10 protein-coding genes and 1 riboswitch are annotated in these 14,112 nt (G+C 58.7%); of the genes, 1 reads left to right on the forward strand and 9 read right to left on the reverse strand.

The genetic code is table 11. The features are described from left to right. Both rapA and ACSOSI_RS03340 read right to left on the reverse strand, forming a co-directional pair. A complete protein-coding gene (rapA, locus tag ACSOSI_RS03335) occupies window positions 1–2,907 on the reverse strand; it encodes an RNA polymerase-associated protein RapA (protein WP_261435007.1) in 2,907 nt (968 codons plus the stop codon). A 385-nt stretch (window positions 2,908–3,292) separates the two neighbouring features. After that, window positions 3,293–5,656, reverse strand: coding sequence for a DNA polymerase II (locus ACSOSI_RS03340; protein WP_135344683.1), 2,364 nt, complete (start codon window positions 5,654–5,656; stop codon window positions 3,293–3,295). 183 nt (window positions 5,657–5,839) lie between these two features. Here ACSOSI_RS03340 and ACSOSI_RS03345 point away from each other — a divergent pair, with 183 nt between their 5' ends. After that, window positions 5,840–6,607 carry a DedA family protein gene (locus tag ACSOSI_RS03345; protein WP_476706545.1) on the forward strand — a complete coding sequence of 256 codons (768 nt, stop codon included), beginning with the start codon at window positions 5,840–5,842 and terminating at the stop codon, window positions 6,605–6,607. A gap of 30 nt (window positions 6,608–6,637) precedes the next feature. Here the strand turns inward: ACSOSI_RS03345 and ilvN are convergent, their stop codons facing one another. From ilvN to sgrR, 7 genes are all read right to left on the reverse strand, one after another. Continuing rightward, complete coding sequence (gene ilvN / locus ACSOSI_RS03350) at window positions 6,638–6,931, reverse strand: acetolactate synthase small subunit (protein WP_012005184.1); 294 nt, start codon at window positions 6,929–6,931, stop codon at window positions 6,638–6,640. Between the two features lie 3 nt (window positions 6,932–6,934). After that, window positions 6,935–8,629, reverse strand: coding sequence for an acetolactate synthase large subunit (gene ilvB, locus ACSOSI_RS03355; RefSeq protein WP_476706546.1), 1,695 nt, complete (start codon window positions 8,627–8,629; stop codon window positions 6,935–6,937). Between the two features lie 111 nt (window positions 8,630–8,740). After that, window positions 8,741–8,857: an ilvB operon leader peptide IvbL gene (gene ivbL / locus ACSOSI_RS03360; RefSeq protein ID WP_208295193.1), complete on the reverse strand. Its 117-nt coding sequence runs from the start codon at window positions 8,855–8,857 to the stop codon at window positions 8,741–8,743. A gap of 88 nt (window positions 8,858–8,945) precedes the next feature. Beyond that, window positions 8,946–9,650, reverse strand: coding sequence for a thiamine ABC transporter ATP-binding protein ThiQ (gene thiQ, locus ACSOSI_RS03365; protein ID WP_261099212.1), 705 nt, complete (start codon window positions 9,648–9,650; stop codon window positions 8,946–8,948). After that, the gene (thiP, locus tag ACSOSI_RS03370) at window positions 9,637–11,244 is read right to left on the reverse strand and encodes a thiamine/thiamine pyrophosphate ABC transporter permease ThiP (protein WP_476706547.1); all 1,608 of its coding nucleotides are present in this window, start codon (window positions 11,242–11,244) and stop codon (window positions 9,637–9,639) included. The genes thiQ and thiP overlap by 14 nt, the downstream gene beginning before the upstream one ends. After that, window positions 11,220–12,206, reverse strand: a complete 987-nt coding sequence (thiB, locus tag ACSOSI_RS03375) for a thiamine ABC transporter substrate binding subunit (RefSeq protein ID WP_476706548.1) — start codon at window positions 12,204–12,206, stop codon at window positions 11,220–11,222. Before thiB ends, thiP begins: the two co-directional genes overlap by 25 nt. Window positions 12,207–12,264: 58 nt before the next feature. Further along, window positions 12,265–12,370: riboswitch (TPP riboswitch) on the reverse strand. 37 nt (window positions 12,371–12,407) lie between these two features. Next, window positions 12,408–14,069, reverse strand: a complete 1,662-nt coding sequence (gene sgrR, locus ACSOSI_RS03380) for an HTH-type transcriptional regulator SgrR (protein WP_115183299.1) — start codon at window positions 14,067–14,069, stop codon at window positions 12,408–12,410. Window positions 14,070–14,112: the final 43 nt, after the last annotated feature.

A 14,112-nucleotide genomic window follows, 5' to 3' on the forward strand; every position in this document is an offset into this window, starting at 1 on the left:
TTACTGGTGAGTTACTACCACCAGACGGATAGCATCCAGACGCCATCCTGCTTCATTCAGGTTTACCAGCACCTGCTTGCGATTGAACTCCAGCGCTTCGACTTCGTCATCACGGATGTTCGGGTTGACCGCCTTCAGGGCTTCCAGACGCGCCAGCTCGGTGCTCAACTTGTCATCCGCTTCCTGTTTCGCCTGCTCTATCAATGCGCGAGCCTGTTCTTCAACCAGGCCTTCTGCCTGTTGCAGCATGGCATGCACATCCTGTTGCACCGCATTGACCAGTTTGCTGGAGGTGTGGCGGTTAACCGCGTTCAACTGACGGTTGAAGCTTTCGAATTCAACCTGTGCCGCCAGATTGGTCCCTTTGCGGTCCATCAGCATACGGATTGGCGTCGGTGGCAGGAAGCGGGTCAGTTGCAGGTGCTTCGGCGCCTGAGCTTCTACCACGTAGACCAGTTCGACCAGCAGGGTGCCGACAGGCAACGCTTTGTTTTTCAACAGGGAAACCGCACAGCTGCCGGTATCGCCGGACAGGATCAGATCCAGGCCGTTACGAATAATCGGGTGTTCCCAACTGACGAACTGCGCATCTTCACGCGACAGTGCCTGTTCGCGATCGAAGGTCACGGTGCAGCCGTCCTGCGGCAGGCCCGGGAAGTCCGGCACCAGCATGTGGTCGGATGGCGTCAGGACAATCAGGTTGTCGCTGCGATCGTCCTGGTTGATACCAACGATATCGAACAGGTTAAGCGCAAAGCCCACCAGATTGACGTCGTTGTCCTGATTGGCGATGGCCTCTGCCAGCGCCTGCGCTTTCTCGCCGCCGTTGGAGTGCATTTCCAGCAGGCGGTCACGGCCCTGCTCCAGTTGCACTTTCAGGTGGTCGTGCTGCTGACGGCAGTGGTGAATGAACTCATCCAGCCCTTCCTGCTCGGTCGGTGCCGCCAGGAAACCAATCAGTTGCTCGTAGCCGCTGTCATAAATGGTACGGCCGGTCGGGCAGGTATGCTCGAAGGCATCCAGCCCTTCGTGGAACCAACGGCCCAGCACCGCCTGAGCGGTATTTTCCAGATAAGGCACCATGATCTGAATGTCATGCATCTGGCCGATACGGTCCAGACGGCCGATACGCTGTTCCAGCAGGTCCGGGTTGAACGGCAGATCGAACATCACCAGATGGCTGGCGAACTGGAAGTTACGGCCTTCTGAGCCAATCTCCGAGCACAGCAGCACCTGGGCGCCATCTTCTTCTGAGGCGAAGTAAGCGGCGGCACGGTCGCGTTCGATAATCGACAGGCCTTCGTGGAATACCGCGGCGCGGATCGCTTCACGTTCACGCAGCACTTGTTCAAGCTGCAGCGCGGTGGCGGCGTGGGCGCAGATCACCAGTACTTTCTCGTGGCGGTTGGCCACCAGGTAGTTCAGCAACCATTCAACCCGCGGATCGAAGTTCCACCAGGTGGCGTTCTCGCCTTCGAATTCCTGATAGATTTGCTCCGGATACAGCATATCGCGCGCGCGCGCCTCAACGGTTTTCTTCGCGCCCATGATGCCGGACACTTTAATCGCGGTCTGATACTGGGTCGGCAGCGGCAGTTTGATCTGGTGCAGGAAACGGTGCGGGAAGCCCTTGACGCCGTTACGGGTGTTACGGAACAGCACGCGGCTGGTGCCGTGGCGGTCCATCAGCATGGTGACCAGTTCCTGACGCGCCTGCTCACTGTTGTCGCTGTCGCTGTTGGCCGCTTTCAGCAGCGGTTCGATATCCTGCTCGTCGATCAGTTCGCCCAGCAGGTTCAGTTTGTCATCGGCCAGGCGTTCACCGCTCAGCAGCAGGGTGACGGCATCGGCCACCGGGCGATATTTCTGCTGTTCGGCGACAAAATCCTGGTAATCGTGGAAACGGTTCGGATCCAGCAGGCGCAAGCGGGCGAAGTGGCTTTGCTGGCCGAGCTGTTCCGGGGTGGCGGTCAGCAGCAGCACGCCGGGAATGTGCTCAGCCAGTTGTTCGATGACCTGATACTCGCGGCTTGGTGCCTCTTCGCTCCAGGCCAGGTGGTGGGCTTCATCGACCACCAGCAGATCCCACTGGGCGTCGGCCAGTTCTTCCAGGCGCAGCTTGTTGCGACGGACGAAGTCCAGCGAGCAGATCACCAACTGTTCGGTTTCAAACGGGTTGCTGCTGTCGAGCTTGGCCTCGGAATAACGGCTGTCGTCGAACAGCGAGAAATACAGGTTGAAGCGGCGCATCATTTCGACCAGCCACTGGTGTTGCAGGGTTTCCGGCACCACGATCAGTACGCGCTCGGCGCGGCCTGCCAGCAATTGCTGGTGAATGATCATCCCGGCTTCGATGGTTTTACCCAAACCCACCTCATCTGCCAACAGTACGCGCGGCGCATGGCGCTGGCCGACTTCATAGGCGATGTGTAACTGGTGCGGGATCAGGCTGGCGCGCATGCCGCGCAGGCCGGCAAATGGCAGACGATACTGCTCGCTCTGGTATTTGCGCGCACGGAAACGCAGGGCGAAACGGTCCATACGGTCGATCTGGCCGGCAAACAGACGGTCCTGTGGCTTGCTGAAGGTCAGTTTGCTGTCCAGCAGCACTTCACGCATTGCCACACCGCTTTCCTGGGTATCCAGGCGGGTGCCAATATAAGTCAGCAGGCCGTTTTCCTCTTTGACCTCTTCCACCTGCAGCTCCCAACCTTCGTGGTTGCTGATGGTGTCGCCCGGGTTGAACATCACGCGGGTGATTGGCGAGTCATTTCTGGCATAGAGGCGGTTTTCGCCGGTGGCGGGGAAAAGCAGGGTAATCATGCGCGTATCCAGCGCCACGACGGTTCCCAGTCCTAATTCGCTTTCCGTGTCGCTGATCCAGCGTTGACCAAGTGTAAAAGGCATATATTGTCGGCTCGATTCTTTAAGTAAGTCTTGTTACCGGGCGAAAGGGCCGCGGCACCCGTATCAAACGTTGCTAATCCCGATTTATTTTAATATGGCGGGCAATAGCTAATACCCGTCGTCTTTCAAGCTGCAGTGTTGTTACCTGCACTCGCTCACCCCAGTTACTTACTCAAGTAAGCGCTTGGGGATGAGCGAGTTGGGCGCCTAACTGCAGCTTGAAATCCATAGGGTATCGCTCCCATGCCTATGTCATCAGGCGGTGAGGGAGATGATTCAGAATTTGGGAAGGGCGCTATGGTAATGGAAGGCGGCGCGTTCGTCACCTGCAAAACCCGATGAATTTTTTTAACCCTTCACCAAAGCCCGCAGAGTGGGCTGAATGCTAAAACAGGCCCATCTGCCCGGTCACCAGCGTAGTAAAATCGTCATGCAAAAATGGCAGTATAGCGTCTGCCACCGGTTCCAACTGGCGCTCCAGATAATGGGGGTAATCAATCGCCGACTGCTGGGTTTCCAGCGGTTCTGGCCCGGCTACGGTCATCACATAGCTGATCCAGCCGCCGTTCTGGTATTGCAGCGGTCGTCCCTGCTGACGATTATAGTCGTCGGCGATGCGGGCTGCGCGGACATGTGGTGGGACGTTGCGTTGATATTCGTCCAGCTTTCTGCGCAGGCGCTTGCGGTAGACCAGCCGATCGTCGAAATCGCCGTTAAGCGTTTGGCGAACGTATTCACGCACAAAATCCTGATACGGCTGGCGTTTGAAAATACGTTGGTAAAGCAGCTGCTGGAACTGCTGCGCCAGCGGGGTCCAGTCGGTGCGTACCGTTTCCAGCCCTTTGTACACCATCTCTTCGCTGCCGTCCGGTTTGGCGATCAGCCCGGCGTAACGTTTTTTACTGCCCTGTTCGGCACCGCGAATGGTGGGCATCAGGAAACGTGAGTAATGGGTTTCGAACTCCAGTTCCAGCGCATTCTCCAGCCCATACTGTTGCTGCAAATGCTGTTGCCACCATTGGTTCACCTGTTCGACCAATGTCCGGCCTATTTGCGCTGCCTGCTGCTCGTCATGCGGCTGTTTGAGCCAGACGAAGGTGGAGTCGGTATCGCCGTAGATCACCTGATAACCCTGAGCCTCGATCAGTTCGCGCGTCTGGCGCATGATCTCATGGCCACGCAGGGTAATCGACGAGGCCAGACGGGGATCGAAGAAACGGCAACCGCTCGATCCCAATACGCCGTACAGCGCGTTCATGATGATCTTCAAAGCCTGGGACAAGGCTTTGTTCTGCTGACGCTTGGCTGCTTCGCGACCCTGCCAGATCTGCTCGACGATCGCCGGCAGGCAGTGTTTGCTGCGCGAGAAACGGGCATGGCGGAAACCGGGCACCGAATCGGCATCGCCGGGGTGTTGCATGCCTTCCACCAGTCCGACAGGGTCGATGAGGAAGGTACGGATGATCGACGGGTACAGGCTCTTGTAATCGAGCACCAGCACCGAGTCATACAGGCCGGGCTGTGAATCCATCACAAAACCGCCGGGGCTGTGCTCTTCCGGCTGCTCGCCAAGGTTGGGGGCGACAAAACCCAGCCGGTGCATGCGTGGCATATACAGATTGCTGAATGCGGCGACGGAACCGCCGCTGCGGTCGGCCGCCAATCCGGTCACCGTGGCGCGTTCCAGCAGGAAGGTCAGCAAATCGGTCTTGGCGAAGATTTGCGTCACCAGTTCGCAGTCTTTGAGGTTGTAGCGTGCCAGTGCCGGTTTATCTTCGGCGAAGCGCCGGTCGATTTCTGCCATTCGCTGGTAGGGATTGTCGATCGACTTGCCTTCGCCCAACAGCGTCTGCGACACATGTTCGAGGCTGAAAGAAGGGAAGTTCCAGGTGGCGGATTTCAGCGCCTCGATACCGTCGATAATCAACCGACCGGCAGCGGAGGCGAAAAAGTGGTTCTGTTTGAAGCCGTGTTCACGCCATTCGAGCAGGTTACCACCGCGGCCCAGTTTTAGCGGAATTTGGTAACGCTCAGCGTGTTTTTGCAGCACCCGTAAATCGAACTGCACCAGGTTCCAGCCAATGATGGCATCGGGATCGTGCCGCTCCAGCCACTGATTCAGCCGTTCCAGCATCTGCGGGCGGCTGACGCAGTACTCCAGGTCAAAATCCAGCGCTTCATTGCCACCGTTGGCCGGCCCGAGCATGTACACCTGGCGCTGGCCGCAACCTTCCAGCGCGATCGAGTACAGCTCGCCGTGGGCGGTGGTTTCAATGTCCAGCGAGACCAGTTTCAAGGTCGGGCGGTATTCCGGTGCCGGTTTCATTTGGCCGTTGATCAACGGGCCATTGCCGTTCGCCTGGCCGCTGAACCAGACCGGTGCGGTGATAAAACGCTCCATCAGGTAGCGTTCCGGCGGGCGAATATCGGCCTCATAGAGGTTAACGCCGCCGTCTTTCAGCAGCCTTTCCAGTTTGATCAACTGGCGGTGCTGACGGCAATACAGCCCCAACACCGGACGATGATGGAAATCGGTCAGCGGCAACGGTTTTAGCTCCCATTGCCGCTCTTCCCGTAGCAACAGTTCGGTGCGTTGGCGCTGTTCGGCCGGAATAAAGGCGACCGAGGTCTGCGGTGCCAGGCGAAGTTGCTGCGGGCCGCTGTCGGTCGCCAGCCAAAACTCTACCTCGGTGCCGGCGGGCGTATCACGCCAGTGGCGGGTGAGCAAGAAACCCTGTTGGAGTGACATCGCGCTGTTCCTGACAAGCTAAGCTATAAGGGAGAAAATATAAATATAGTATGGGTTTTTATACAGTGATTGTCCATTGCCGCACAGTTCTGCCAAAAACGCATACAATTCACCGGTTGACTCGTTCCCGGCCGCACCTGACAATCCCACGCCCACGCGCTTTGGATAACCAACAGAGGTTTAATGGAAGCCTATTTACAGCATTTGATTACCCAGTCTTTGGCTTTCACTCTGATGGTGGTCATGTTCGTCGCGTTTCTGGAATCTCTGGCGCTGGTAGGGCTGTTGCTGCCCGGTACGGTGATGATGGCCAGCATCGGCGCGCTGATCGGCAGTGGCCAGGTGGACTTCTATTATGCCTGGGCGGCGGGGATCGTCGGTTGCCTGCTGGGGGACTGGATCTCCTACTTTATCGGCCGCGCTTTCAAGGGGCCGCTGCACCGCTGGTCGTTCCTGAAAAAGAACAAGGCGATGCTCGACAAGACCGAGCACGCGCTGCATCAACATAGTATGGCAACCGTTCTGATTGGCCGTTTTGTCGGCCCGACGCGCCCGCTGGTGCCGATGGTGGCCGGAATGCTGGACTTGCCGCCGTACAAATTCGCATTGCCGAACATTATCGGCTGTATCACCTGGCCGCCGGTCTATTTCTTCCCGGGTATTCTGGCCGGCGTGGCCATCGACATTCCCGCCAGCGCCAACAGTGCCTTATTCAAATGGCTGCTGTTTGCGGTGGCGATGCTGATTTGGCTGGCCGCCTGGCTGAGCTGGCGCTGGTGGCGTGAAGGCAAGCGCAGCAATGACCGCTTAAGCCGCTGGCTGTCGCCACTGCGGCTGCGGATAGCCTGCGTGCTGAGCTGGATCCTGGCGTTCGGCACCTTTTATTACCTGTCCCTGCAGCCGCTGATGCCGGTTTACCGGCATTTGCTGTGGAAGGTGCTGGCAGGGTAATAACAAGGGGGCGTAACGCCCCTCTGTACATTACTGGAAGAAGGCTTCCAACTGTTCGAACACCCGCACGTCCTCGCTATGGCGTTTTACCTGCAGCACATCTTCGAGTTTTTCTACCTGACTTATCATCTGCATCAGCCGCTGATCGTCCGCCACCAATAGCCAGATACGGCTCTGTTTGCCGTCTTTCAGCGGCAGACACAAAATACCCTCTACGTTGAAGGCGCGGCGGGCAAACAGGCCGCACACGTGCGACATCACGCCGGGATGGTTACGTACCGTCAGTTCCAGGATCACCTGTGGATTATTCAATTGTTCTGACATGGCTTATTCTCCAATCATGTCGATGTTGGCGGCACCCGGCGGCACCATCGGGAACACTTTTTCATTGATATCAATCAGAGCGTGGATCAGACAAGGACCAGGCCGTTGGATCGCCTCGGCCAGCGCGGCTTGCGGATCTTCTGCGGCGTTCAAATCACAGGTGTCCAGCCCGAAACCGGCGGCAATCTTGATAAAGTCGGTACGCTTGGGATAGGCGGCGGCAAAGATGCGCTGCTGGTAGAACAGCGTTTGCTGCTGATGCACCAGCCCCAACGCCTGGTTGTTCATCAGGATAATTTTCACGTCCAGATCATGCTCGACGGCGGTGGCCATTTCCTGAATGTTCATCATCAGGCTGCCGTCACCGGAGAAGCACAGCACCTTGCGCTGCGGTTCGGCCAGGGCTGCACCTATCGCTGCCGGCAGACCGAAGCCCATGGTGCCCAATCCGCCGGAGGTCAGCCACTGGCGCGGACGGCTCAGCGGGTAGGCCTGCGCTACCCACATTTGATGCTGGCCCACGTCGGTGGTGATAATGGCGCTTTCATCCACGCAGCGCGCAGCAGCCAGCACCAGCCCATAGTGGCTCAGTGGATCTTCGGCATTCGGCATGCTGAACGGAAACTCGCGCTTCAGGCCGTTGACGGTCTCCAGCCATTCGCTGCGTGGCTGAGCCTCAATCTGTGGTAACAGCTGTTGCAATACCTGGCCAACGTCGGCGTGAATGGCAATGTTGGCCTGCTTCACCTTGCCCAGTTCGGCACGGTCGATATCCACGTGAATGATGGCGGCGTTCGGGCAGAACTGTTCGGTTTTGCCAATCGCCCGATCGTCAAAGCGGGCACCCAGTACGATCAGCAGGTCGGCCTCTTGCAGAATAAAGTTGGTGCTGCGTGCGGCATGCATCCCCAGCATACCCAGCGACAGCGGGTGCTGCACCGGCATGGCACCCAACGCCATCAGCGTCATGGTGGTCGGCAGGTTGTCGCGTTCCGCCAGCTCAATCGCCTGTTGGTGAGCATTGGCGCAGATGATGCCGCCACCCAGATACAGCACCGGGCGTTTGGCCTGATTGATCATTGCGGCGGCCTGCGCTACGGCTGCGGTCTCGAAGGCCGGTGCCGCGTCGGGAATAGCTATCGGTGGCAGTTCATCCAGAGTGATCACCGCGGTTTGCACGTCTTTCGGCACGTCGATCCACACCGGGCCAGGGCGGCCGGATTCGGCAATACGGAACGCGTCGCAGATCACCTGCGGCAGTTCACGGATATCGCGAACCAAATGGTTGTGCTTGGTGATAGGAATCGAGATGCCGTAGGTATCCACTTCCTGGAAGGCGTCGGTACCGATCATCGAAGAGGGTACCTGGCCGGTGATACACACCAGCGGGATGGAATCGAGCTTGGCGTCGGCGATAGCGGTGACCAGGTTGGTGGCCCCCGGCCCGCTGGAGGCGATGCACACCGCCGCCTTGCCATTGGCGCGTGCCATGCCCTGTGCCATAAAGCCCGCGCCCTGTTCGTGGCGGGCCAGTACGTGATGAATGCGGGTGCTTTGGCTCAGTGCGTCATACAGCGGCAGTGCAGCGCCGCCGGGAATACCGGCAACGGTGGTGATGCCCTGACGTTCCAACAGGTGAACGATCAACTGTGCGCCGGTGAAGCTGTTGCCTTGCTGTGGCGTGCCCGAAATTGCCATGTTCCTATCCTTTCTCAAGGCCGGTTCGCTTTTCTGGGCAGGGGACTGAAACTAAAAACCCCGCCCGGTTTGCGCCGGCGGGGTTTGGGAATCGATGCGTTGATTCGGACCCTACGGCGCATTGCCGACGACCACCACCACACGCACGACGACCATCACCGCGGCTGGTAGCGCGGTAACTAGTAGGGTCGAAGTCAGCGAGGATGCGATCACAGGGAACCTTATCATCAGTAAAAAAAGTCAGGTTTTTATAAAACCACAGGCGCAAAATTCACACAACAGGTTTATTTGCGCAGCATAAAAAACGCGCTGCAGATCACGGTTTGTGTGAAATACCCAGCACCCTGGCTTCCGGTGCGCTGCCGTCCAGCAACGCCTGCGTTGGGCCGTCGTAAAAAATGCGGCCATCGACCACCAGCAGGGTACGCGGGGCGATACGCGCGGCGTCATCCAGATTGTGCGATACCATCAGCAGCGTCAGGTTACGTTGGTCGCACACCTCTTGCAGCAGTTGCAGCATCTCATTGCGTAATGCCGGATCGAGCGCCGAAAAAGGTTCGTCGAGCAGCAGGATCGGCCGCTGGCGGATCAGACAGCGCGCCAGGGCTGCGCGCTGGCGTTGGCCGCCGGAAAGTTGAGACGGCAGACGCGACAGATGCTCTTCCAGTCCCACTTGCCGGGCAATTTGCGCCAGCTGCAGCTTTTGCTGTTCATTCAGCCGCAACCCCGGATCCAGACCCAGCCCGATATTCTGCTCTACCCTCAGGTGAGCAAACAGGTTGTTTTCCTGAAACAGCATTGAGACCGGGCGTTTGGCCGGTGGCGTGGCGGTGTGATCGCTGCCGTCGAGCCGCAACCTGCCGCTGGCAGCCGGCAGGAACCCGGCAATCAGGCTGAGCAGCGTGCTTTTGCCCGCGCCGCTGGGGCCAAGCACCGCAACACGTTCGCCAGGCGCAATGCGCAGGTCAAAGCGCATCGGCAGGTGTTCATACAGGTAGGTCAGTTTTTCAAGCTCTATCATGGCGGCCCGGTAAGCGTTCGATCAGGGTAAACAGCAGGAAGCATAACAGCAGCAACAACAGGGCGGTGACCGCGCCATCATTGCTGCGATAGGCACCGATCTGTTGATACAGGTAGTAAGGCAGAGTGCGGAAGTGCTCGTTGCCGAACAGGGCGACGACGCCGAAATCGCCAATCGACAGTACGCAGGCGAAGGCCAGCGCCTGGGCCAGTGGGCGGCGCAATGCTTTCAGTTCGATAAGCCGCAGTCGCTGCCAGCCGTGGATATCCAGCGACAGGCACAGTGGGTTGTAGCGTTCGGCCAGGTCGCGCATCGGGTTTTCCAGCACTTTCAGCGCGTAGGGCACCGCCATCAGTGCATTGGTGAGGATCACCAGCGCATACGGCGACTGCGGCAGCCCGACGGTGTCACTCAACAGCAGGAAGAAACCGGTCGCCAGCACGATGCCTGGCATTGCCAGGATCACCATGCCACTTAGCTCAAGTCGCTGGCCCCAGCGCAGCCGCTGTTGCAGCTTCAGCTCACGACTGCTCCACAGCAGCATCATGGTCAGTAGCACGCACAGTACGCCGGCACCGAGAGCAATGCGTAATGAGGTGAATAACGCCTGCCACAGCACAGGCTGTTGCAGCACGCTGACCAGGCTTTGGTTGGCACCGTCGGCAATCACCGCCAGCAGTGGGGGTAACAGCAGCAGCAGGGCGGCAGCGATCAGCAAAAAATCGCTGGTGCGGCGCCACAGGCTGTCTTCCGGATTACGCCAGATGTGGGCGTGAGTGTTGCCGACCGGCAATGCCTGGCTTAACCGCTGGCTGAGCACCACCAGCCCCAGGCAGCAGGCCAGTTGGATCAGCGCCAGCAGCGCGGCACGGCTGAGATCGTAGTCGTAGCTGAGCGCCTGGTAGATAGCCAATTCGATGGTGGTGGCCTGCGGCCCGCCGCCCAGTGACAATACGGTGGCGAAACTGGCAAAGCACAGCATAAAGATCAGCGCACCGCTCGGCAGGATCTGGCGGCGTAGTGCCGGCCATTCGACAAAGCGGAACTGCTGCCGCCCGCTCATGCCAAGCTGCGCAGCCAGTTGACGCTGTTCGACCGGAATGTTTTCCAGCGCCTGTAGCAGCAGGCGGGTCGCCAGCGGCAGGTTGAAGAACATATGGGCCAACAGAATGCCCTGCAGGCCATAGGGGGAGAAACTGTAGTTAATGCCGAGCCAACCGCATATCGCGGCCAGCCAGCCTTGTCGGCCATAAACACTGAGCAGACCGAACACCGCCACCAGTACCGGCAGCACCAGCGTCATGGCGCACAGCCGTAGCAGCAATTGGCGGCCAGGGAAACGGCGACGGAACAGCGATCGCGCCAGCAGGATAGCGGGCAGCACCGAGATCAGTGCCGACAGCAACGCCTGCCAGAAGGTGAAACGCACCACGTGCCACAGGTAGCTGTCCTGCCACAGACCCTGCCAGTCGCTTTCGGGCGCGTGTCGCCACAGCGAACCCATCGCCAGTACGGCGATGGTCAGGATCAGACCGGAAGCCAGCAGCCCCGGCCATAGCCAGCGTGGGATCAGTGGCTGACGGCGGTTTGCCATGCCCGGATCCAGTTGCCGCGTTGTTTGGCCACTTCTTCAGCGCTGTATTGCAACGCGGTCTGCGGTACGGTCATTTGCTCAAACCCGGCCGGTAGCTGGGTTTTGATCACCGGATACATCCAGTTGCCGGTGGGAATGCTGTTCTGGAACGCCGGGGTCACCATAAATTGCATAAACTGCTCTGCCAACTCCGGCTGTTTGCCGGCCTTGAGTTTGCCTGCCACCTCGACCTGCAGGTAGTGGCCTTCGCTGAAGTTAGCGGCGGCGTAGCTGTCTTTCTTTTCTTCAATCAGATGGTAGGCCGGAGAGGTGGTGTAGCTGAGTACCAGGTCGCCTTCGCCTTTCAGGAACAGGCCGTAAGCCTCACTCCAGCCCTTGGTCACGGTGACGGTTTTCTTTGCCAGCTTTTGCCAGGCTTCGGGAGCCTTGTCGCCATAGACTTTCTGCATCCACAACAGCAGGCCGAGGCCCGGCGTGCTGGTACGCGGATCTTCATAAATCACCTTCCAGTTCTGGTCACTGTCGACCAGTTCCTGCAGGCTTTTGGGCGGGTTCTTCAGTTTTTCTTTGTTGTAAACGAAGGCAAAGTAGCCGTAGTCATAAGGCACGAAGGTTTTATCCTGCCAGCCGCCGGGAACGCTCAGTTTGGTGCTGTCGACGTTGCTCGGCGCAAATAAACCGGTTTGTTGCGCGGCCTGCAGCAAATTGTTGTCCAGCCCCAACACCACATCGGCGGCGCTGTTTTTTCCTTCCATGCGCAGGCGGTTAAGCAGCGAAACGCCGTCTTCCAGCGCGACAAATTTCAGCTCACAGTCGCACTGGGCTTCAAAGGCTTTTTTGACCGCCGGGCCAGGGCCCCAGTCGGCAGCGAAAGAATCATAGGTGTAGACCGTCAGTACCGGTTTGGCGAACACCGGTGCGGCGCACAACAACAGTAATAAGGGCAGGCTTTTTTTGACCACTTTGCACTCCTGAAAATTTAGGGGGGCAAGGGTATCTGAGGGGGCGAGTGGCGGCTGCCGGTTCGCTGGGCTCAAATCCCTCCGCCGGTATTGACCGGATCAGGTTCGACGGGTTTGTTCTCAGCAAAATCGGCACGCCGCATTTTGCACCCCGTTGAGACGGCGTCATTGTAAAGACTAACGGGCGTCGGTGAAAGGCGCTTATGCTTCCGGCGGCGCAAACCAGGCGGATTTAAAATCAAACCAGCCCAGGGTATTCATCCGTACGCCGCGCATGCTGCGCTGGCCGTGCAATTGCAACCAGTGGTGGAACAGCGGGTGTAACTGATGATTGCTGACCAGGCGCTGGCAAAAATCGGCCAGCGGCAGGCTATTGGCGCGCCACAACGCGGCATCCTCAGCGAGATCTTCATTCATGCAGTGCTGCATCAGCGGCAGTTCATACAGGGTGGCGAACAGCGAGAACTCCAGCGGCAGATAGAAGTTGGCGCTGCCGAGCCACAGATCGCTGATGGCTTCGCCTTTATGCCAGGTGTCGTAATCCACGGCCTGGATCTTCAGCTTGATACCCTGCTGCGCCAGCAGGGGTTCGATCGCCAACTGAATGGCGTGGAACTCCGAGTGCTCGCTGTAGTAAGTCAACGTCAGCTCGGTCAACCCGTCCGGTTTGGGCAATTGTGCCAGTGCGCGGTTGTGATGCCAGCGCGGCAGAAGGCCGTAGGCCGGCGACCAATAGCGTTGATAGACCGGGCCGGCATTGCTCAGCAGCGCAATGGGGTTGATCAACTCGCACAGCCAACTGCGAATGGCCGGATCGGCCGCCAGTGGCGAACGCTGATCGAACAGCAGGAAATAACAGCCTTCTTCCAGCCGGCTTTCCAGTTCGTTTTTGCCGGTGTCGTCCGCCTGCAACTGGACGCCGGAATGTACCAGTTCTTCGGTCACTTCCGGCAGCACCCAGATATTCACCTCATCGATCAGCGCGCGGTAGCCAAAGTAATCGTCAAAGGCGTGGATTTTCATCTGGCTGCGGTGGTTGCGTACCACGCTATATGGCCCGGTGCCCACTGGGTGGCGCGAGAAGTCCGGCAGGCTTTGCCATTCGCGCGGCAAGATCATCGCGGGCACGCTGCCCAGCAGCCACGGCAGCCAGTAATCGGGACTGTGCAAATGCACGTCGATCACATAAGGCGTCGGTGAGGTCACGCGTTCGAGATGTGAAAACAGTGGCTGTGGCATCAAACGGGTAAGCGAGCTGATGACATCCTCCATTTCCAGCTCGCGGCCATGGTGAAAATGAATCGCCGGGCGGAGATAAAAACGCCAATGCAGCGGGGTCAAAGCTTGCCAGTGATGCGAAAGATCAGACTCCAGTTCCCCGTTTTCCTCGTTTATGCGCGTCAGGCCGCTGAAAATCTGCCGTGCCAGATGGGTTTCCGAACGCCGCAGCGCCGAACCGGGCAGCAGGTTATACAACTGGCGATAGTAGAGCACCCGCAGGATGTGTTTCCCCTGACGAAAGCTGCGTCCCAGTTGGGACAGCAACATTTGGCGCACCACGTTTTTATCGCCGACCAGTTGCACCAGTTGATCGATACGGTCTTGCTCCAGCAATTCCTCCGCCCGCTGCTGTTGCAGTGCCAGACCGGTGTAGTGAAAGGTGAGCCGTGAACGTTTGCCGCGCCCGGACTCGGCCTGCCAGGTTAACCAGCCCTGGTGCTGCATGGCACCCAGTAGCGAACGCACGTGGCGGCGCGAACAGCTGAGCACTTCGGCCAGCTCCTGCAGGGTGGTTTCGGTCGGCTCGCCGTGGCAGCGCTGCCACAGGCGAATGAACTGCTGTTGCAATCTGGAGGTGGACATAAAAGAGGAACGCTCCGGCATCAACCCATCAATTTATCTTTCC

This window comes from Serratia sp. AR11 (assembly GCF_056376275.1).

Excerpts from the sequence above, each read along its gene's own strand:
- sgrR (WP_115183299.1), bottom strand. The coding sequence starts at position 14,069 with ATGTCCACCTCCAGATTGCAACAGCAGTTCATTCGCCTGTGGCAGCGC.
- ACSOSI_RS03345 (WP_476706545.1), top strand. The coding sequence starts at position 5,840 with ATGGAAGCCTATTTACAGCATTTGATTACCCAGTCTTTGGCTTTCACT.
- thiQ (WP_261099212.1), bottom strand. The coding sequence starts at position 9,650 with ATGATAGAGCTTGAAAAACTGACCTACCTGTATGAACACCTGCCGATG.
- ACSOSI_RS03340 (WP_135344683.1), bottom strand. The coding sequence starts at position 5,656 with ATGTCACTCCAACAGGGTTTCTTGCTCACCCGCCACTGGCGTGATACG.
- ivbL (WP_208295193.1), bottom strand. The coding sequence starts at position 8,857 with ATGATAAGGTTCCCTGTGATCGCATCCTCGCTGACTTCGACCCTACTA.
- thiP (WP_476706547.1), bottom strand. The coding sequence starts at position 11,244 with ATGGCAAACCGCCGTCAGCCACTGATCCCACGCTGGCTATGGCCGGGG.
- rapA (WP_261435007.1), bottom strand. The coding sequence starts at position 2,907 with ATGCCTTTTACACTTGGTCAACGCTGGATCAGCGACACGGAAAGCGAA.
- ilvB (WP_476706546.1), bottom strand. The coding sequence starts at position 8,629 with ATGGCAATTTCGGGCACGCCACAGCAAGGCAACAGCTTCACCGGCGCA.
- ilvN (WP_012005184.1), bottom strand. The coding sequence starts at position 6,931 with ATGTCAGAACAATTGAATAATCCACAGGTGATCCTGGAACTGACGGTA.